Here is a 19054-nt window from a genome sequence, read left to right as displayed (position 1 = left end):
CGACCCGGAGGCACCCGAAACCGTCCAGCAGTGCCGCGTGCATCGTCCCCGATGCGCGCGGCACTGCTGAGCGTCGTCAGTCGAGCGTGTATTCCGCCGGGTCGGGGGAGCGGAGCATCGTCCAGTAGTCGACCAGGCGCCACGGGCAGGAGACGACGACCCGGCCGGTGCTGTTGCGGTAGTAGCTGCGCACGCTGGGGTGGCTCCAGACACGGCCTTCGAGGGCCTTGTCCACCTGCTCGTTGTAGGCGTCGTGCACGTCCTGGCGCGGTTCGAGGGCCCGGGCTTCGCGTTCCCGGAGCAGGTCGAGGCAGCCGACGACGTAGTGGATCTGGCTCTCGGCCAGGATGTTGACGCCCGCGCCGTGGTTGGGGGCGCTGTTCGGGCCGGCGAGGACGAAGAGGTTCGGGAAGCCGGGGACGGTGGTGCCGAGGTGCGCGCGGGGGTTGTCGTGGCCCCAGACGTCGGCGAGCGGGGTGCCGCCGCGCCCGGTCACGTCGATCTGGCCGAGCATCGGCAGGACCTGGTAGCCGGTGGCGAGGATCAGGACGTCCGCCGCGGTTTCGCGGCCGTCGGCGGTGACCACGGCATCGGCGGTGACCCGGGCGATGGGGTCGGTGATCAGGTCGACGTGGTCCCGCTTGAGCATGCGGTACCAGTTGCTGTCCCGCAGGATGCGCTTGCCGAACGGGGGATAGTCCGGGATGGCCTTCTCGAGCAGGTCGGGCCGGTCGGCGAGTTCCTCGCGCGCGTAGGCCAGCAGCCACTGCCGCATGGCCTCGCTCTCCTTGGAGACGGAGACGTCGGGCATGTGCCAGTCCGGGTCCACGACCACGCGCACGAAGTTGCCGTCCGAGGCGAACCAGTACGTGAGGAAGCGGAACCACTCGCCGTAGTAGGGGACGTGCCGCATCGCCCAGCGGGCGCCCTCGGGCACGGTCAGGTCGTCCTTGCGGCGCGGCATCACCCACGACGGCGTGCGCTGGAACACGGCGAGGCCGGCGACGTCGTCGACGATCGCCGGGCCGACCTGCATGGCGCTGGCTCCGGTGCCGACGATGGCCACCCGCTTGCCGGACAGGTCGAGGGACGGGTCCCATTCGGCGGTGTGCGCGACGGTCCCGGCGAAGTCGTCGAGCCCGGGGATGTCCGGGCGGACGGCGCCCTGGAACACGCCGATGGCGGTGATCACCGCGTCCGCCCATTCGACTTCCTCGGTCCCGTCGGGGCCGCGGGAGGTCACCGCCCAGCGCCGGGACGCGTCGTCGTAGGCGCAGGACACGACCTCGGTCTCGAAGACGATGTGCTCCCGGACCCCGTAGCCGTCCGCGCACTGGCGCAGGTAGTCCAGGACGTAGGCGCCCTTGGAGTAGAACTCCGGCCAGTCCGGGTTCACTTCGAACGAGTACGAGTAGAAGTGGCTCGGGGTGTCCACGCCGACGCCCGGGTAGACGTTGGTCAGCCAGGTGCCGCCGACGTCCTTGTTGCGGTCGTAGATGCGGTAGCTGTAGCCCGCCTCGCCGAGTTTGACCCCCGCGCAGATGCCCGACAGGCCTGCGCCGACCACGACCACGTGGAATCCGTCGCCGCCGGGCCCGCGGTCCGCGGCGGCCGGCGCACCGTCCAGCTTGGCGAAGCCGCACTGGTCGAGCAGCAGCGGAACGAACTCTTCGTCGACCGGCTCGTGGACGTAGGCGGATGCCATGCGCCGGAAGAGCTCGCTCGGCAGCGGACCCGTCTCCCGAGGTGCGGACGTGGTCAGGACGTCGGCGAGCAAGTCGCGTATCTCGTCCGCTTCCCGCTCGGCGCCCGATTCCGCGTTGGCCGGGTCGCACACCGCGGCGAACCGGTCGAGGTGGGAAACGTCACGCGTCAGGTGCGTCAGCACCATCAGCAAGGTGCGCGGCTCGGCGTCGGCCAGCCGCGCACGCACCGGCGCGGGATCGCCATCGGGGCCGGCAAGGGGGAGGTCGTCCGGGACGGGACGGCGGTAAACGGATACGGGGCGGTCGTTCATCGGAGGTCTCCGTAGCCAGAGAATAGACAGAGTGTCTAGCGAAGGTCATGATGCATACGGCGCCGGGCGATGTCCAGGGCGCCTTGGCTGTAGCGATTTCCTGCGGGGGCGCGGCTCTGGACGCGGGGAGCTCGGCCGTGCATGATCGGCGCAAGGTAGACGCAGTGTCTATCCAGGTGTGCGGCTGCCCGCCGGTGTGCGGTGCGGCCGGAGCGGAGGCGTGATGGCGGTCCCCGAGTCGGAACGATTCGTCCTGGTGCCGGAGTTGGCCCGGATCATGGCGGTGATACCGCCGTTGCCCGAGGTCACCCCCGAATCCGTGGCCGCGATCCGCGCGCGCTCCGACGCGGCCGCGGCGCTCCAGCCGCGCCCCGAGGTGCACGCGCTGGCCGACCATGTGGTGCCGGGCCCCGGCGGCGGTATTCCGGTGCGCGTGTACTACCCGGCCGCAGGCGACCGGCTCCCCGCGCTGGTATTCGCGCACGGCGGCGGATGGTCGATCTGCAGCATCGAGACCCACGAGGGGCTGTGCCGGGAGATCGCCAACCGGAGCGGCTGCGCGGTGGTCTCGGTGGAGTACCGGCTGGCTCCCGAGCACGTCTTCCCGGCCGCGCTGGAGGACTTCTACGCGGCGGCCGCCTGGGTGGTCGAGCAGGCGGACCTGCTCGGCGTCGACCCGGACCGGGTCGCGCTCGGCGGCGACAGCGCGGGCGCCAACCTCGCCGCGGTGGCCGGGTTCATGGCGCGCGACCGCGGCGGCCCGCGCTTCGCGTTCCAGCTGCTGGCCTACCCGGGACTGGACGCCCTGTCCGAGCGCCCCGCGACCGTCGCCCACGCGGACGCGCCGATGCTCAAGCGCAGCACCTCGCAGTCGATGTGGCAGGCCTACGCGGCCGGCGCCGACCTGCGGAACCCCTACCTCTCGCCGCTGTACGCCGACGACTTCACCGGCCTGCCGCCGGCGCTGATCGTGGCCCCGCAGTACGACCTCAACATCGACGACGCGTACGCGTACGCCGACAAGGTCGAGGAAGCGGGCGGCCGCATCCGGGTGCTGGAGGTCAAGGGCACGACGCACGGCTTCCTCTCCTACTACGCCCGCGTCCCGGAGGCGTCCGACGCCCTCGACCACGCCTGCCGCGCCTTGCGCGACGCCGTCGGGCCGGACCCGCGGGGCTGACCCGCGGTGGCGGAGCGTGACCGGCGGCCGCGGCGGCCGGACGTGGGCGACTACGCTGTGGGCATGCCTCCCGCCACGCGTCGACGGACCGCGCCGGGCTCCGGGGCCCCGGCCCCGGACCTGCGCGCGCAGCACAAGCAGCTCACGCGTGCCCGTCTGGTGTCCGCCGCCGTCGACGTCTTCGAGGAGAAGGGGTACGACGCGACCACCGTGGACGACGTGGCCGCCCGCGCCGGGGCCGCCCGTGCGACGTTCTATCTGCACTTCTCCGGCAAGGCCGACATCGTCGGCGAGCTGGCGGACCGCATCTGGGCGGACACCGGCCGCAAGTTCGCCGCGTTCGCCGAGCTGCCCGACTGGTCGGCCGCGAGCATCCGCGGCTGGCTGGCCGAGTACGTGGAGACCGGCGAGGAGAACAAGAAAGCCCTCAAGCTGTTCGCCGAGCAGCTTCCGCACACCCTGCGCCGCCAGCACGCCGCGCACCAGCAGGAGTTCATCCGGTCGCTGACCCGGCCCGCCGAGCGGTGGTCGCACTTCACCCGTCCCGAGGCCAAGAGGCGCGCGTTCCTGCTGATCAACCAGCTGGAGACGCTCATGCCGTCGTGGCAGTCGGGCCGCTGGGACCGGGAGCGGTCCGCCATGCTCGACACGTTGACGGCGGTGTGGCGGGCCACGCTCGGGGCCGATCACGCGGACGGTTCCTGACCGGACCCGGGTCTGCCGGGTGGCGCACGGGCCGAACTGCGTACCCTGGACGCGCACGCACCGCCCGACGGGGGCGTGGCGAAGGGACGGAACATGGCTCAGCAACCCGACGACACCCCTCGGCGCGGCCGGGGCCGGCCCCGGCGGCTGTCGCGCGACCTGATCGTCGAGGCTGCGGTCGGCCTGGTGTACGAGGACCCGCACGCATCGCTGACCATCAAGTCCGTGGCGGACGCGGTCGGTTCGGCGCCGATGGCGCTCTACCGCTACTTCCCGGACCGCGACGACCTCCTGCACGCGGTGGCGGACCGGCTCACGAAGGACCTCAAGGTCTCGATCACCGAGCTGTCCCCCGGCACCTGGCAGGACCAGCTGCGCGAGTGGATGGTCCTGAGCATGGAGAGCCTGCGGCCCTATCCGCAGCTGCTGCCGTACATCGTCTCCACCCGGCAGCCCGCCTGGCTGCCCTCGTTCGTCATCCTGACGCGGGTGCTGGAGCCCCTGCGGCTGAGCGAGGACGACCAGGCACTCGCCATCACCCTCGTCGGCACCACGATCGTCGGACAGGCGTCGATGGCCGCCGCACGCAGGCCCGCCGACCAGACGGTGACGGTCCTGCGCAGCGCCTTGGACGAGGCCGACGAGCGCGACGACACCGACCGCGCCGAGATCGGCGCGATCATCGACCGACTCCCGCAGGCGTTCGACCGGCTGTACGACACGGCCATCGACGCCACCATCGCCGCGATCGAAGCCCTCGCAGGCCCGCCGGCGGCTGCCCGCCGGCCCGGCCCGGCCCGCCTGAGCGCGCCGATGTCGCCGCTGTTCAGCAACCCGGACCCCTGGTAGGCGCGTTGCGGCGCCTGTCAGGGCCGTCATCCCCTGACACGACAAAGCGGTGGGTGGGCGGCGTCGTGACTTCCCGGGGTTCAGGCGCCCGGCATTTTATGCGTATCTGATATACGAAAAACACGGTGCCGGGTCTGGATGCTCTGATCATAGCCATGATAGCTATGAATAAGGCTCCATCCGGGGGCCTCGACCCGCCCGCAAAGGAACGCGTATGACGTGGCCTCAGGACATCGATGCCCAGGACCCGCGGCTGCCCCTCGCGGGGGTCAGGGTGCTCGACCTGTCGCGGATCCTGGCCGGTCCGCTGGCGGCGACCGTGCTCGCCGACCTCGGCGCCGACGTGATCAAGGTCGAATCGCCGCAAGGGGACGAGACCCGGCGGTGGGGGCCGCCGTTCCACGGGGCCGACGCCGCGTACTACTTGGCGGTGAACCGGAACCGGCGCGGCATGGTGCTGGACCTGCGGCGGTCGGAGGACCGCGTGTCGCTGTGCGCGCTTGCCGCCGACGCCGACGTGGTGATCGAGAACTTCCTGCCGCCGCAGGTGGCTTCGCTGGGCCTGGACGCGGTGCGCGACCGCAGTCCGCAGGCGGTGTGGGTGTCGATCCGCGGTGCTTCGGAAGCCGGTCCGCTGGGCGGCCAGCCCGGATACGACGCCATGGCGCAGGCGCGGTCCGGGATCATGTCGGTGACGGGTCATCCCGCGACCGGCCCCACCAAGGTAGGCCTTCCGATCGTCGACGTGGTGACCGGTCTGTACGCCGCCATCGGCGCCCTGGGAGCCTTGTTCGCCAAGCGCGACTCGCCGGACGGGAAGGCCGCGCGGGTCGAGGTTCCGCTGTTCGAGTGCGGAGTCTCCGCCCTGATCAACCAGGCGGCGAACCACCTGGTGGGCGGCGTGGTCCCGGGCCTGCTCGGAAACCTGCACCCCAACGTCGCACCGTACGGCCCGATCCCGACCGCCGACGGCGAACTCGTCCTCGGCGCCACCAGCGACCGGCAGTTCGCGGCGCTGTGCCGGGCGATCGGGCGGCCCGCGCTGGCCGACGACCCCCGGTTCGCCGACAACCCGACCCGGCTCGCCCACCGAGAAGAACTGGACGACCTGCTGGCAGGCGTACTGCTCGGCGCGTCCACCCGCACCTGGGAACGCCGGTTCGCGGACGCCGGACTCGCCTGCGCGCCGGTCAACGGGATCGACGAGGTGTTCCGCGAGGACCACGTCGACGCGGTGGGCCTGGTCCAGGACGTCGGGCATCCGGCGGGAACGGTGCGCCTGGTCGCCTCGCCGTTGCGCATCGACGGGGTCCGGCCCCCGGTGCGGAGGGCGCCGCCGCTGCACGGCGAGCACACGGCCGCCATCCTCGAAGCCCTCGGTCCCGGCGGGGAATGACGGACCCGCGCCCGGCCGGCGTTCGCATCGGGGCACCACAGGTCGGCGGCGGTGTCCGGCTACGCTGTCCCGGTACAGGATCTTCTCCGACCGACCAGGATGCCGGACACGCCGCGATGGCCGAGACCGCCGACCAGAACGCCCATGCGACGTCTTGGCGTGCGCCGAAGTCGTCGCAGCGGCTCGCCCACGTGCTGGCGCAGCCGATTCTGTCCGGCGAGGTGGGTCCCGGCGAACGCCTGCCCAACGAGCAGGAGATGATGGCGCGGTACGGTGCCGGACGTCCGACCGTGCGCGAGGCCCTGCGGCTCCTGGAGACCCGCGGGCTGATCGTCCTCAAGACCGGGCCCGGGGGAGGGCCGATCGTCCGCCGTCCCCCGAAGGCGAGCCTCAGCGAGGCCTTGAGCCTGGTGCTCCAGATCGAGGGGGCGTCGTTCCGCGATGTCACGGACGCCCGCACCGCGCTGGAACCGATGATCGCCCGCCGCGCAGCCGAGCGCATCAGCGACGTCCAGTTGGGCGAACTCGACGCCAGCATCGCCGCGTTGCGCGCCAACCCGGGCGACCACGAGGTCTTCGTCGCGCAGAACCAGCGCTTCCACACGCTGATCGCGGAAGCCGCGCAGAGCGTCGTGCTGGACGTCTTCGTCAACACGCTGCACGCGATCGCGGACGGTGTCCGGGTCGGTGTGCAGTACTCGGCGCGCAAGCAGGCCGCCATCGCCGACGCGCACGAGGCCGTCGTCGACGCGCTTCGTGCCCGTGATGCCGACCGCGCCGAAACGGCCATGCGCGAGCACCTCGCCGAGGCCGAGAACTACTGGCGCCACCGGTACCCGGAGCTGATGGACCGCCCTGTGCGGTGGACTTACTGACCGGGCCGCCGCACCGTCGGGCCGTCCTGCCCGCCTGTCGGATGGGCATGCCCCGGCCATAGAACTTGGCGCTCCTCGGTTTTTCCGGCGCACACGGTGGGTTGGGTACGTTCGTCGGGTGACAAGTGACAAGCCGGCCGTCGGTGGCCGCAAGGCGCAGAAGCCGTATCCCAAGGGCGTGGCCCGTCGTGCGCAGATCCTCGAGACGGCCCTCGAGGTCTTCGCCTCCGAGGGGGACCGGAAGGCGTCGCTGCGGGCGATCGCCGAACGGGTCGGGCTCACCGACACCGGAGTGCTGCATTACTTCGGCTCGCGGGAAGAGCTGTTCCTCGCCGTCATCGACGCGCGGGACCAGGAGTCGACCGCGGCGGCGGAGGGGGCCGCGGACTCGCTGGAGGCGATCGTCCGCACGGTGCGGCACAACATGGGGGTCCCCGGCCTGGTGCGGCTGTATGTGGCGATGACCGCGGCGGCTCCCGAGCCCGGGCATCCGGCGGGGCCGTACTTCGCCCGCCGCTACGAGGAACTGCGGGCCGCGATCCGCGCCGGCGTGGCCGTCATGCAGGAGGACGGCCGGGCCAGGGACGACATCGACGCCGCCGTCCTCGCGCAACTGCTCGTGGCGGCGGTGGACGGCGTCCAGCTGCAGTGGTTGATCGATCCGTCCGTCGACATGGCCGAGGTGGTGGACGCGCTGGTCACGATGATCGCGAGTCCTGCGGCGCGCTGACGGGCCGGGACCGCCGGCGTCCTGCGGCGCGGATCGCGTGCGGCGGGGCGTGGGCATCGCGTCCTCCTGGGCGGCGGCGTGCGGTGGTGCGTCCGCCGACGGTTCTCGGCTCTTGACGTTGGCCGCAATCATGTATTTCATGTGCAGGAATTAAAAGATCCTGCCACCGCCGGACCATCGCCCCCGGACCGCACCGACCGGCCCGGGCACCGCACCCCCGTCCGGCACCAGCCCGGGAGGCCGGCACCGTGTTCGACGGACGCATCGCGGAATTCACCGCCCCGAACGAGCCGTTCGTGATCCGCGAGGTGTCTCTCGCGGGACGCGGGCTGCTGCCCGGGGAAGTCCTGGTGAAGGTCATCCGGGCCAACATCTGCGGCAGCGACCTGCACGCCTGGCACGGCCGGTTCAATACCCGCGGCCTCGGCGGCAAGCTGCCGACGGTACTGGGGCACGAGATGGTCGGGGTCGTCGCGGGACTCGGCGACGGGGTCACCCACGACACCGCGGGTGGCCCGCTCGTCGAGGGCACGCGCGTGGTGTTCCCGTACTTCTTCCCCTGCCACACGTGCCGGTACTGCGTGACCGGGCGGCGTGCCGGATGCGCCCGGATGAGCATGGCGATGCTCGCCAGCAGCGCCGAACCCCCGTACTACGTCGGCGGTTTCGCCGACTACTTCCTCCTGCCGCCAGGTGCGCTGTTCTACCCGGTCCCCGAGACGCTCTCCGACGAGGTGGTCGGCGGTGCGAACTGCGCGCTGTCCCAGGTGATGCAGGCCTACGACCGCGCCCAGCTGACCTTCGGCGAGACCGTGGTCGTGCAGGGCGCGGGCGGGCTGGGCTTGTATGCGACCGCCCTGGCCAAGGCCCGGGGCGCCGCGACCGTCGTGGTCGTCGACACGGTCGCCGAGCGCCTGGAACTGGCCCGCGAACTCGGCGCCGATGCCGTGGTGGACATCGGCGCCGAGCCCGACGAACGCAAGCGGGTCAGGCGCGTCCAGGACCTCACCGGCGGCGGCGCGGACGTCGTGGTGGAACTCGTCGGCTCGCCCGCGGTGGTCGGCGAGGGCATCAAGATGCTCGGCCGCTACGGCCGCTACCTGAGCGTCGGGAACATCGGCCACGGGCAGACCTATGAGGCCGACCCCTCCCGGCTCACCCTCACCAACAAGAGCATCATCGGCGTGTCGCTGTACGAGCCGGACGCGCTCGGCAGGAGCCTGCGCTTCCTGGACGCGGTCCGCGACACCCTCCCCAAGCACTGGCTGGAGAGCACGGCGTTCCCGCTGGCGGACATCAACGAGGCGTTCCGCGCGGCGGACGCGCGCGAGGTGGTCCGGGCGAGCATCGTCCCCTGAGCGCGCGACGGCCCGCGCCGACCGGCCCCACCCCCTCACGACCGCATCAAGGAGCGCACACATGAACCCGACCGAGCCCGACGCCCCCGATCTCGACTACGCCGTCGCCGACCACGTCGCCGTGATCACCCTGAACCGGCCTCACCACAAGAACGCCTTCACGCTGGAGATGGTGGACGCCTGGGCCGACGCGCTGCGCCGCGCGGAGCGGGACCCCGACGTCCGCGTGGTCGTGGTGACCGGCGCCGGAAACGCGTTCTGCTCCGGCGTCGACCTGGACGTCTTCGCCGAACGCGAGCGCACCCCCTGGTCCGAGAAGACCCTGCTCACCAACCGCATCCACCAGGTCGCCTTCGCCGCCGAGGCCCTGACCAAGCCCTACATCGCGGCGGTCAACGGCGTCGCCGTCGGCGCGGGCATGGACATGGCGTTGATGGCGGACATCCGGATCGCCGCGGCGTCGGCCCGGTTCAGCGAAGGCTACGTCCGCGTCGGGCTCGTGCCCGGCGACGGGGGCTGCTGGTACCTGCCGCGCATCGTCGGCACCGCGGCGGCCTTGCGCCTGCTGTGGACCGGCGACTTCGTCACGGCCGACGAAGCGCTTGCGCTGGGCCTCGTCAGCGCCGTCCACCCGGACGGCGAACTGGGCAGTGCGGTGAGCGCGTTCGCCGCCCGCCTGGCCGCACAACCGCCGATCGCGGTGCAGCTGATCAAGCGGGCGGTCCGCGAGGGCGAGCGGCACGACCTGCGTACCGCGCTCGACCTGATCTCGTCGCACCAGGCCGTCGTCACCTCCACCCGGGACTCGCAGGAAGCCATGGCGGCATTCCGCGAGAAGCGCCCCGGCACCTACACCGGCCGCTGAGGAGGCACCATGACCCCCCAGGCGACCTCCGAAACGACCCGGGCCCCGCAGGACGCGCCGCACCTCGACGAACTGCGGCGACGGGTCCGCGACCTGACCGGCCGATGGCAGGCCGAGGGGCGCTATGAGCCGCGCAGCGACAACTGGATGCGCGGCTTCGACCCGGACTTCAGCCGGGAACTCGCCGCCCAGGGACTCATCGGCATGACCTGGCCTCGGCACGTCGGAGGCGGCGGCCACAGCCAGCTCGCGCGCCTCGTCGTCAACGAGGAACTCCTGCGCGCCGGCGCACCCGTCGCCGCGCACTGGATCGGCGACCGGCAGATCGGCCCCGCGGTCCTCCGGCACGGCAGCCCCGAGTTGCAGGCGGAGATCCTTCCCGGCATCGCCGAGGCAAGGTCCGTGTTCTGCCTCGGCATGAGTGAACCCGACGCCGGATCCGACCTGGCCGCGGTGCGCACCACCGCGCTTCCCGCCGACGGCGGATGGCGGGTCACCGGCCGGAAGATCTGGACGACGGGCGCCCACCACGCCACCCACGCCTATCTGCTCGCGCGGACCGAACGCGGCGAACGCAAGCACGAAGGGCTCACCGAGTTCATCGTCGACATGGACACGCCCGGCGTGGCGGTGGCCCCCATCGTCGACCTCGCCGGCGAACACCACTTCAACGAAGTGACCTTCACCGACGCGTTCGTCCCCGCCCACCGGGTCCTCGGCACCGTCGGCAACGCCTGGCGGCAGGTCACCGAACAACTGTCCTTCGAACGCGGGGGCCCGGAGCGCTTCCTGTCCACCTACCCGCTCTTCGCGCTGGCGCTCCGGCACGCCGGGCCCGAGCAGAGGGCGCCGCTGGGCCGTCTGGTCGCCCGGCTCGCGACGCTGCGCCGCCTCGCCCGGAACGTCGCGGAGAGCGTGGACGCCGGGGCCGCTCCCGTGGTCGAGGCCGCGACGCTGAAGTACCTCGGCAACGCCTTCGAGAACGACGTGATCGCGTTCGCCCGCGACGTCTGCCGCCCGGACCGGCCCGACGTGACCGCCGCCTGGGGCCAGGCGCTGCTGGCGTCGCCCGGCTTCACGATCCGCGGCGGCGCCGCCGACGTCCTGCTCTCGATCATCGCCAAACAGGAGACCCGCCCATGACCGACAACGCACGCGAGCTGCGGGGACTGGTCGCCGACGTGGTCGACGACGTCCCCTTGGACGAACGCGGCTCGGACCGCCTCTGGGCGACGCTGCGCGATCTCGGGCTGCCGCTCGTCGGCGTCGACGAAGCCCGCGGCGGATCCGGCGGCACGTTCGCCGACCTGGTGGTCGTCGTCCGTGCGCTCGCCGAGCGGGCCGTGGGGCTGCCGGTCGGCGAGAGCGCCCTCTCCGCGTGGGTACTGGCGCACGACCACGAGGTCGGCGGCGTCGACACAACCCTCGCGTTCGCACTCGACGGCGAATACCGCGAGGACATGTCCGTGCTCCGCATCCCGGGCGTGCCCTGGCTGCGTCGGAGCGGAGGCGTCGTGGTCTACAGGGGTGGCGACGACGCCTCCTTCGTCGAGACAGGCGAGGACCCCCGGATTGACGAAGCAGAAAACCTCGCCGGTGAACCTCGCGACACGCTGTCCATCGTCGGCACCGCCGGCACGCCGCTGCCTTCCGCGCCGCCGATGCCGGACGTCCGCGGCCGGCACACGGTGCTGCGCGCCGCCGCGGTGGCCGGAGCCGCGGAAGGCGCCTACCGGCTCACCCGCGACTACGTGATGCAGCGCGAGCAGTTCGGCAAGCCGCTCGCCCGCATCCCGGCGGTGGCGGCCGGACTGGCGGGCATGAAGGTCGCGATCGTCCGACTCGACGCCGCCCTCGCCCGCGCCGTCGACCGGCACGCGGCCGATGCCGGGGCGGCGCTGCCCGCCCGCCTGGGCGCAGCCGCCGCCGCGGCGGTGGTCGCCGCCGAGACCGCCTCGGTGTGCGCGCGCACCGCGCACCAGCTCCACGGGGCCATGGGCGTGACGCGCGAGTATCCGCTGCACCACTACACCAAGCGCCTGTGGGCGTGGCCGGGCGAAGTCGGCTCGGAGACGCACAGCGCCGAATACCTCGGCGCCCGGGCACTCGCGGGCGGCGAAGCCGCGGTCTGGGACGAACTGACCGCGTAGGCGGCCGCTGCACACGCACGTGGCCGGGATCCCGCCGCCTGCCGAGCCGGGCCCGGACTCGGCGGGCTACCGCCGCTTCACGATCGAGCCCCGTCCCGGCGGCGGACTCACCTCCGCGGAGGCGCAGTTCGTGTCACCGTACGGGACGATCGCGTCGGCGTGGCGCTTGGCGGAGGGCCGCTTCGTCCTCGACGCACGGTCCCCTCGGGGACGGAAGCCGACATCCGCCTTCCGGACGGGCGCGCAAGCCGGTCGCCGGGCCCGGGAGCCACACCTTCCGATGAGCCTGCCCCGCCCGCGCGCTGCGTCCGCAGCGCGCGGGCGGGAAGGTCCGGAAGCTTCCCATCGGCGCCGCCGCGCCCCGAAGGCCGTTTCCCCGGCGGCTACTTCAGGCCGAGCCGGTCCATGAAGACGACGCCTGCGTTGTAGCTTTCGACGCCGGTGACCTTGCCGCTGTAGATCGTGCCGCACAGGGACTCCGCGTACGACCACAGCGGGACGTCGGCGACCAGGGCCTTCTGCAGATCCGAATAGGCCTGCTTGCGGACGGCCGGGTCGGTGCTCGCCCGGCCGGCCGCGAGGGCGGCGTCCGCCTGGGGGCTGTTCCAGCCGCCGATGTTGAACGGGCTCTGCGAGTACCAGTAGCCGAACAGCAGCGGTTCCGGGTCGGCCGCCCAGATCTGGGTCAGCGTCGCCTGGAACTCGCGCTGGACCGCGTACTTGACGATGTACGCGCCGATCTCCGCGGCTTCGACGCGCATCGAGACGTTCCGGAACTCCTTGAGCCGACTGGCCATGTACTCCGCGACCGCGAGGGACGACGGGTTCTGCGGCACGAGGTAGGTGAAGTCCACCTTCTTGCCCGCGGCGGCGAGTTCGTCGAACAGCCGCTGCGCCTCCGCCTTGTTCTGCGGCGGCTGGGTGACCGCCGGGTCGACGAACGGGCTGTCGGCGGTGAAGAAGCTCTTCGCGGGCACGTAGCCGTTGTCGAGGGTCTTCGGGATGTCGGCGGGGTCCAGGGCGAGCGTCAGGGCGCGCCGGGCCCGCACGTCGTCGAACGGCGCCTTGCGCAGGTTGAACTGGACGATCTGGCCGCCGTCGGTCGCCGACTCGGCGACGTTCAGCTCCTTCTTCGCCTGTTCGAGGACCTTGCCGTCGGAGCTGATGAACAGGTCGGCTTGGCCCGACTTGACGGTGTTGTACTCCTGCTTGATGTCCGGAATGCTCTTGATCGTGATCTGGTCGAGCTTGGGCAGGCCCTTGTCCTTCTGCCAGTAGGCGGGGTTCCGCTCGAACACCTGCTGGGATCCGCGGGTCCAGCTCTTGAGCACGAACGGACCGGCGCCGATCGGCTCCGAGCCGTACTTCTCCGGGCCCTTGGCGATAGCGGACGGGGCCATGATGTAGGTCAGTTCGGTCGCGATGCCGCGATCCAGGTTCGGGTTCGGCGCGCCCACCGGGGTCAGCTTCAGCGTGAGGTCGTCGACCACGTCGGTCTTGACGGCCGCGGCGACCGCGATGTGCGACGAGCGGGTCGCCGGGTCGGCCTGCGTGTCGTAGTTGAGCTTGACCGCGGCGGCGTCGAACGGCGAGCCGTCGCTGAAGACCACTCCGGGACGGAGCTTCATGGTCCACGAGGCGCCGTTGTCGTTCGTGGTCAGCGACTCCCCGAGATGCGGCACGACCGTGCGCGACTTGGCGTCGATGACGAACAGCGGGTCGTACAGGGCCGCCATGCGCGGCTCGTCCGCCAGAGCGGAGTTGACCACCCGGAAGGGGTCGAGCGTGGCGGAGTCCTGGACCGCCAGCATGGTCAGCTTGCCGCCGGACCGCGCCGGTGCCGGACTTCCGGTGGCGGACGCGCTCTTGCCGCTGCCGCCGCCTCCGCAGGCGCTGATCGCCAGGCCCAAGGCCGCGAGGCTGGCGACGGCGGCGCTGCGGCGTCTGGACGGGCCGTGTGGTGTATGCCGTACAAAAATGCGTGCAGACATGATCGTGCCTCCCGGTGACGAGATGTGGCGCGTGGGGGATCGAGGCGGTGCCGCGTGGATTGCGCGCGCTACGAGGCACGTCCGGCGGGCGAATGGATGCACGTGAGGGCCCGCCGGGCGTGCCGACGCGGGGTGACGACGGTCGTTGCGCGCGGAGATGTGCGGTCACGGTAGCCGCACATCCCTGAGAAGTCAGCCACCTACGGCAAATTTGCGTACGCCATATACCGTCGAGTTCCGGCAGGCACCGGCGGGAACCGGCTCAGCTGCCGTGCACGACCTGGGCGAGGAACGCATTCGTCTGTGCTTGGCGGGTGTAGCCGGCGGTGTCGCGGACGCAGTCGGGGCACCAGTGTCCGGCGGTGAGGATCAGCCTCGGGCTGCCGCGGAAGACATGCCCGTCGGCGCACTGCCAGGGCAGCGGCGTGGCGACGCCGCCGGGTTCGAAGATGTCGGCGAGGAGGCGGCCGCCGCGGAAGTCGGCCGCGCCGCGCAGGTCCGCGAGGGTCCAGCCTTCCGGGTCCTTGCCTTCGTCGTAGCCGTGGTCGAGGAAGGAGGGGGTGCGGTCGGGTTCGGGTGCTTCGAAGGTGGACCAGTCGCCGATGGCTTCCCATGCGCTGCGGGAGCCGAAGTAGGCGGCGATCTTCTCGTGGTCGTCGTCGCGGATGAAGGCCATGGTGCCGCGGGGCTTGCGGGTGAGCGGCTTCATCACGGCGTGCTTCACCAGCCGGCCGGGGACCTTGCCGGCGCGTTTGAGTCCGGGGTTGGCGGTGATCGCCCGTCGGAGCGCGGTGTCGAAGGTGTCGGTGCGGAAGGGGACGAGCTGTTCGAGGCGGTCGGAGTCGGTGTACCACTGGCCGTGGAAGTTGCGGGTGGCGAACCAGTTCCGGTCGTACCAGCGGCGGACGTCCGGCACCCCGAGCGCGGCGGCGATGCCGGTCTGGAGCTGCCAGTTGGTCAGCCGCCAGTCCGCGCCGCCGCCGATGTTGTAGACACCGCCCCAGAACTCCTCCGGGACCTCGTCCTCGCAGATGTCGGCCATGAGGCGGGCGGAGTCCTCGGCGGAGGCCCACTCCATGACGCCCGCGAACGGGGAGTGCGTCATGATCGGGTCGCGGATCTCCAGCATGCCAGGATGGAAGATCCCGGTCTGCCGCAGCCACGCCCAGCGGGGGAGGCCGGAGTCGACCAGCAGGCGCTCGGCGACGACCTTGGTCTGCCCGTACTCGTCGAAGCGGGACACCCGCAGGGGGTCGCCGACGCGCCCCCAGTGGTGGGGCGGGTTGCGGTCCCCGGTCTGGGCGACGGAGCCGACCATCACCACGCGGACGGCTGCCGGATCCGGCTGGGCCCGCACCGCGTCGACGATGTTGCGGGCGCTGCCGATGTTGACCTCCCGGGCGAGGTCCGGGTGGTCGTCGGCGAAGGGCGAGACCACGGCCGCGACGTGCAGGACGTAGTCCGCGCGCGCGACGCAGGCCGCCACGGTGGGGTAGTCGGTGAGGTCGCCGTAGACCACCTCCAGGTTGGGCATGCCGGCGAACTCGGCGAGGACCGGGTGGTCGCGCTCGTGGGGAAGGACGAGTGCGACCACCCGGAACCGGTCGCCCCGGTCCGCGAACTCGCGCAGGATGCACCGGCCCCAGTTGCCGGTCGCGCCGGTGAGGAACACGCGCGTAGTCATGCTGCCGCCTACCTTCGCACGGGAATAAGTGTGCAAGCTACGCTAATTCCTGTGAGGTCTCAACGCCGCGGGGATCCGACGCCCGGACCCGCGGCCGGAGGGCGTGGCACCTACCCGAGGAGCACCAGTGGCACCTGCACGTCTTGCGGTCGCGGACCGCCTCGAACTGGCGGAACTTCCGGCGAAGTTCTGTCATTTCTCCGACTACGGCGACTACGCCGCGCTCGCTGGTCTCTTCACCGCGGAGGTCGTCACCGAACTCGTGGGGGTCGGCGTCTACGAGGGGATCGACGCCCTGGTGCAGCACGCCCGCGACACCGCCGGCTGGTCCTCCGGCCATACCTGGCACGTCGTCGCCAACCTGTGGATCGAGCCGACGCCCGAGGGCGCGACGGTGCACTACTACATGCTCGGCATGTTCAATACCGCCGCCGGTGAACGGGCGGGCGTCCCGCACACGTCCGGACGCTTCGCCGACCACGCGGTCCGCACGGCCGCCGGCTGGAGGATCAATCGGCGGGTGTTCCGCATGGACGCGGCGAAGACGCCGCCGGACCTGGGCTGAGCGGCCGCGGCGCCGGAGTCGCGGGTTCCTGCGGCGATCGGCGGTGTGCCCGTCCGATCGCCGCAGGCGTCGCGTTACGCGACGGGGATGTCCGCGAACTGCGCGAGAGCCGCGTAATGGCGGTCCGGGGTGCCGAGCATGACCGATGCGCTCATGGCGCGCTTGACGTACAGGTGCGCCGGGTGCTCCCAGGTGAACCCGATCCCGCCGTGCAGGTGCAGGCTCTCCTCCGCGGTGCGGACGGCGATCTCGCCGACGTGCGCGGCCGCCAGGGCGGCGGCGAGCGGGAAGTCGTCCGAGTCGTCGGCGGCGCACGCCGCCGCGTAGCGGGCGGTGGCCCGGGCCGCGGCCAGGTCCGACCACAGGTCGGCGGCGTGGTGCCGCAGCGCCTGGAAGGACCCCAACGGGCGGCCGAACTGGTGCCGGGTGCGCAGGTATTCGACCGCCGTCTCGAAGGCCTGTTCCGCGGTGCCGAGCTGCTCGGAGGCCAGCAGGGCGGCGCCGGTCGTGAGAGTGTGCCGCAGGGCCGCCGCCGCCACGTCCGGGCCCGCCAGCACGCGGGCCTCGGCGCCGTCGAGGTCCAGCGTGCTCAGCGGGCGGGTGCCGTCCAGCGCGGTTTCGCGGGAGGCGGCGACGCCGGAGCCGCCGGTGCGGACGAGCGCGAGATGCGGCGCGCCGTCGACGACATAGGGGACGACCAGCAGGTCGGCCCGATCGGCGGCGAGGACGTGGGGGACCGTGCCGGTGAGTGTGACGCCCGTGCCGCCCGGCACCCCGGCGACCGCGTCGGGGAAGGCCGCGTCGGGCCCGAGGTGGGCCGAGACCGCCAGGGTTGCCGTGCCGGATCCGGCCGCGAGCACCGCCAGGTCGTCGGCGATGTCCGCCTCGGCCCACGGGCTGCAGCTGAGCATCGCGGTGGTGGCGAGGACGGCGCTGGCCAGGTAGGGGACGGGCGTGAGGAAGCGCCCGAGTTCCTCCAGCACCACGGCGGCCTCCCGGGCCGTGGCGCCGGCGCCGCCGAACTTCTCCGGGATGAGGAGGCCGGCGAGGCCGAGTTCCCGGGTGAGGGTCTCCCACAGCGCGTCGTCGTACGGCTCGTCGGGAGTGTCGAGGCGAGGCAGCACGCGCTGCCATGCGCTGCGTTCGCGCAGGAGCGAGCGGAGTGCGGCGCGCAGGTCGTCCTCGACGTCGCTGTTCACGAGCACGGGAATCGGCGGATTGGCCGGGCTGGTGGTGGTCACCGGGGGATGTCCTTCCAGGGGATCCGGGTGTCGGTGCGCGGTTCGCGGGGCAGGTCGAGCACCCGGTCGGCGATGATGCCGCGCAGGACTTCGTTGGTGCCGCCTTCGATCGAATTGGCGCGGGTCCGCAGGTAGTGGAAGCCGGTGCAGCGGACCTCGCCGCTGCCGGTCATGTTGCTGCGCCGGAACGTGTAGTCGTCGTACGTGAGCGCGTCCGCGCCGGTCAGCTCCAGGTGCAGGCGGCTGGTGTCCTGGGCGAGCGCCGCGTACGCCAGCTTCGCGGCCGATCCCTCGGGGCCGGGCTTGCCCGCCGCGGACGCCTGCCGGGAGCGCTCGTTGCCGATGCGGGAGGCCTCGGCGCGGGCCCACAGGCGGACCAGGCGGTGGTGGAGGCCGGGGGTCCGCAGGTCGGGGCGTTCCCGCCACAGCGTCATCAGCTCGCCCAGCGGGCCGCCTTCGCGGGGCGCGGCGGCGGCGCCGATGGCGACGCGTTCGTTCATGAGCGTGGTGGTGGCGACCGTCCAGCCCTGGCCGGGTTCGGCGACGCGCATCGTGTCGGGGATGCGGACGTCGTTGAGGAACACCTCGTTGAACTCGGCCTGTCCGGTGGCCTGCCGGAGCGGGCGGACCTCGACGCCGGGGGCCCGCATGTCGAGGATGAAGTAGGTCATGCCCTGGTGCTTGAGCGCGTCCGGGTCGGTGCGCGTCAGGAGCATCGCCCAGCGGGCGTGGTGGGCGAGCGACGTCCAGACCTTCTGGCCGTTGACGACCCAGTCGTCGCCGTCGCGGACGGCGCGGGTCGCCAGCCCGGCGAGGTCGGATCCGGCGCCGGGCTCGCTGAACAGCTGGCACCAGACGTCTTCGCCGGTCCACAGCGGGCGCAGGAAGCGGGCCCGGTGCTCGTCCGTGCCGTGCGCGAGGACGGTGGGGGCGCCCATGCCGAGGCCGATGGGGTTGCGCGCCCCGTTCAGCCGCGGGACACCGGCGGCTTCCAGTTCCTCCTCGACGACGGGCTGCAGGGCGCGGGACGCCCCGAGGCCGCCGAGGCCCTCGGGTGCGTGCACCCAGGCGAGCCCGGCGTCGAACCGGTGCCCGAGGAACTCGCGCTGCGGCATGGCACCGGGATCGTGCCGGGCGACGAGGTCCCGTACCCGGGCGCGAATGCTGTCGTGGTCTTCCAACGAGCCCTCCGTGGCGTCTCCGGGCGCAGGTGCTTCGCGCTCCGGCGCCGTACCCGACCAGTCATACATGCACAGATGCATGACTTCAAGATCGAAGACGGAGGGCTGCCGGGCGGAGCCTGCGGCCGCTATTTTGCGGATGGCATACAAAAAAACGGCCGCGTCCATTGATGTCGTGCCCGACGGCATGTATTCCTGTGCGGTGTAGGTCCCGACACCACGCTCGTTGCCCCAGGACGGCACGCGGGGTCTCGGCCGCCAGGACGT

Annotated in this window: 17 protein-coding genes; 12 read left to right on the top strand and 5 right to left on the bottom strand. The window is 72.0% G+C overall.

Translation table 11 applies throughout. The annotated features are described in order from the left end of the window. Positions 1-76 precede the first annotated feature (76 nt). Positions 77-2017 (bottom strand): flavin-containing monooxygenase, encoded by a 1941-nt coding sequence (locus tag ABEA93_RS28780; protein WP_345678742.1) that lies wholly within the window; start codon positions 2015-2017, stop codon positions 77-79. Between the two features lie 223 nt (positions 2018-2240). Here ABEA93_RS28780 and ABEA93_RS28775 point away from each other — a divergent pair, with 223 nt between their 5' ends. From ABEA93_RS28775 to ABEA93_RS28725, 11 genes are all read left to right on the top strand, one after another. Further along, positions 2241-3197: an alpha/beta hydrolase gene (locus tag ABEA93_RS28775; RefSeq protein ID WP_345678741.1), complete on the top strand. Its 957-nt coding sequence runs from the start codon at positions 2241-2243 to the stop codon at positions 3195-3197. A gap of 63 nt (positions 3198-3260) precedes the next feature. Further along, a complete protein-coding gene (locus ABEA93_RS28770; protein ID WP_345678740.1) occupies positions 3261-3902 on the top strand; it encodes a TetR/AcrR family transcriptional regulator in 642 nt (213 codons plus the stop codon). A 93-nt stretch (positions 3903-3995) separates the two neighbouring features. Beyond that, positions 3996-4751 (top strand): TetR family transcriptional regulator, encoded by a 756-nt coding sequence (locus ABEA93_RS28765; RefSeq protein ID WP_345678739.1) that lies wholly within the window; start codon positions 3996-3998, stop codon positions 4749-4751. A 214-nt stretch (positions 4752-4965) separates the two neighbouring features. Continuing rightward, positions 4966-6147 carry a CaiB/BaiF CoA transferase family protein gene (locus ABEA93_RS28760; RefSeq protein ID WP_345678738.1) on the top strand — a complete coding sequence of 394 codons (1182 nt, stop codon included), beginning with the start codon at positions 4966-4968 and terminating at the stop codon, positions 6145-6147. Positions 6148-6263: 116 nt separating this feature from the next. Continuing rightward, positions 6264-7022: a FadR/GntR family transcriptional regulator gene (locus ABEA93_RS28755; RefSeq protein ID WP_345678737.1), complete on the top strand. Its 759-nt coding sequence runs from the start codon at positions 6264-6266 to the stop codon at positions 7020-7022. Positions 7023-7140: 118 nt separating this feature from the next. Continuing rightward, positions 7141-7752: a TetR/AcrR family transcriptional regulator gene (locus ABEA93_RS28750; protein WP_345678736.1), complete on the top strand. Its 612-nt coding sequence runs from the start codon at positions 7141-7143 to the stop codon at positions 7750-7752. A 248-nt stretch (positions 7753-8000) separates the two neighbouring features. After that, complete coding sequence (locus ABEA93_RS28745; RefSeq protein WP_345678735.1) at positions 8001-9110, top strand: zinc-binding dehydrogenase; 1110 nt, start codon at positions 8001-8003, stop codon at positions 9108-9110. A 61-nt stretch (positions 9111-9171) separates the two neighbouring features. After that, entirely contained in the window at positions 9172-9975 is an 804-nt protein-coding gene (locus ABEA93_RS28740; protein WP_345678734.1) for an enoyl-CoA hydratase/isomerase family protein, read from the top strand. 9 nt (positions 9976-9984) lie between these two features. Beyond that, on the top strand, positions 9985-11118 hold the full coding sequence (locus ABEA93_RS28735) for an acyl-CoA dehydrogenase family protein (RefSeq protein WP_345678733.1): 1134 nt from the start codon (positions 9985-9987) through the stop codon (positions 11116-11118). Beyond that, the gene (locus ABEA93_RS28730; protein WP_345678732.1) at positions 11115-12125 is read left to right on the top strand and encodes an acyl-CoA dehydrogenase family protein; all 1011 of its coding nucleotides are present in this window, start codon (positions 11115-11117) and stop codon (positions 12123-12125) included. Before ABEA93_RS28735 ends, ABEA93_RS28730 begins: the two co-directional genes overlap by 4 nt. Positions 12126-12144: 19 nt before the next feature. Then, positions 12145-12534 carry an alpha-L-rhamnosidase C-terminal domain-containing protein gene (locus tag ABEA93_RS28725; RefSeq protein WP_345678731.1) on the top strand — a complete coding sequence of 130 codons (390 nt, stop codon included), beginning with the start codon at positions 12145-12147 and terminating at the stop codon, positions 12532-12534. Here ABEA93_RS28725 and ABEA93_RS28720 read toward each other — a convergent pair. After that, positions 12509-14116: an ABC transporter substrate-binding protein gene (locus ABEA93_RS28720; RefSeq protein ID WP_345678730.1), complete on the bottom strand. Its 1608-nt coding sequence runs from the start codon at positions 14114-14116 to the stop codon at positions 12509-12511. The two genes, ABEA93_RS28725 and ABEA93_RS28720, sit on opposite strands and share 26 nt — an antisense overlap. Before the next feature lie 262 nt (positions 14117-14378). After that, positions 14379-15800: an NAD-dependent epimerase/dehydratase family protein gene (locus ABEA93_RS28715; protein ID WP_345678729.1), complete on the bottom strand. Its 1422-nt coding sequence runs from the start codon at positions 15798-15800 to the stop codon at positions 14379-14381. A 127-nt stretch (positions 15801-15927) separates the two neighbouring features. Between ABEA93_RS28715 and ABEA93_RS28710 the strand changes: the two genes are divergently transcribed. Then, positions 15928-16365, top strand: a complete 438-nt coding sequence (locus tag ABEA93_RS28710; RefSeq protein WP_345678728.1) for a nuclear transport factor 2 family protein — start codon at positions 15928-15930, stop codon at positions 16363-16365. Positions 16366-16439: 74 nt separating this feature from the next. On the opposite strand, the gene ABEA93_RS28705 is transcribed toward ABEA93_RS28710, so the two are convergent. Further along, complete coding sequence (locus ABEA93_RS28705) at positions 16440-17606, bottom strand: acyl-CoA dehydrogenase family protein (protein ID WP_345678727.1); 1167 nt, start codon at positions 17604-17606, stop codon at positions 16440-16442. Further along, positions 17603-18856 carry an acyl-CoA dehydrogenase family protein gene (locus tag ABEA93_RS28700; protein WP_345678726.1) on the bottom strand — a complete coding sequence of 418 codons (1254 nt, stop codon included), beginning with the start codon at positions 18854-18856 and terminating at the stop codon, positions 17603-17605. The genes ABEA93_RS28705 and ABEA93_RS28700 overlap by 4 nt, the downstream gene beginning before the upstream one ends. Between the last annotated feature and the right edge of the window lie 198 nt (positions 18857-19054).

The sequence above is a fragment of the Yinghuangia aomiensis genome (assembly GCF_039542225.1).
Taxonomy (GTDB): Bacteria; Actinomycetota; Actinomycetes; order Streptomycetales; family Streptomycetaceae; genus Yinghuangia; species Yinghuangia aomiensis.
Note: the sequence above shows the minus strand (reverse complement) of the source record. Positions and strands in the feature narration are given on the sequence as shown.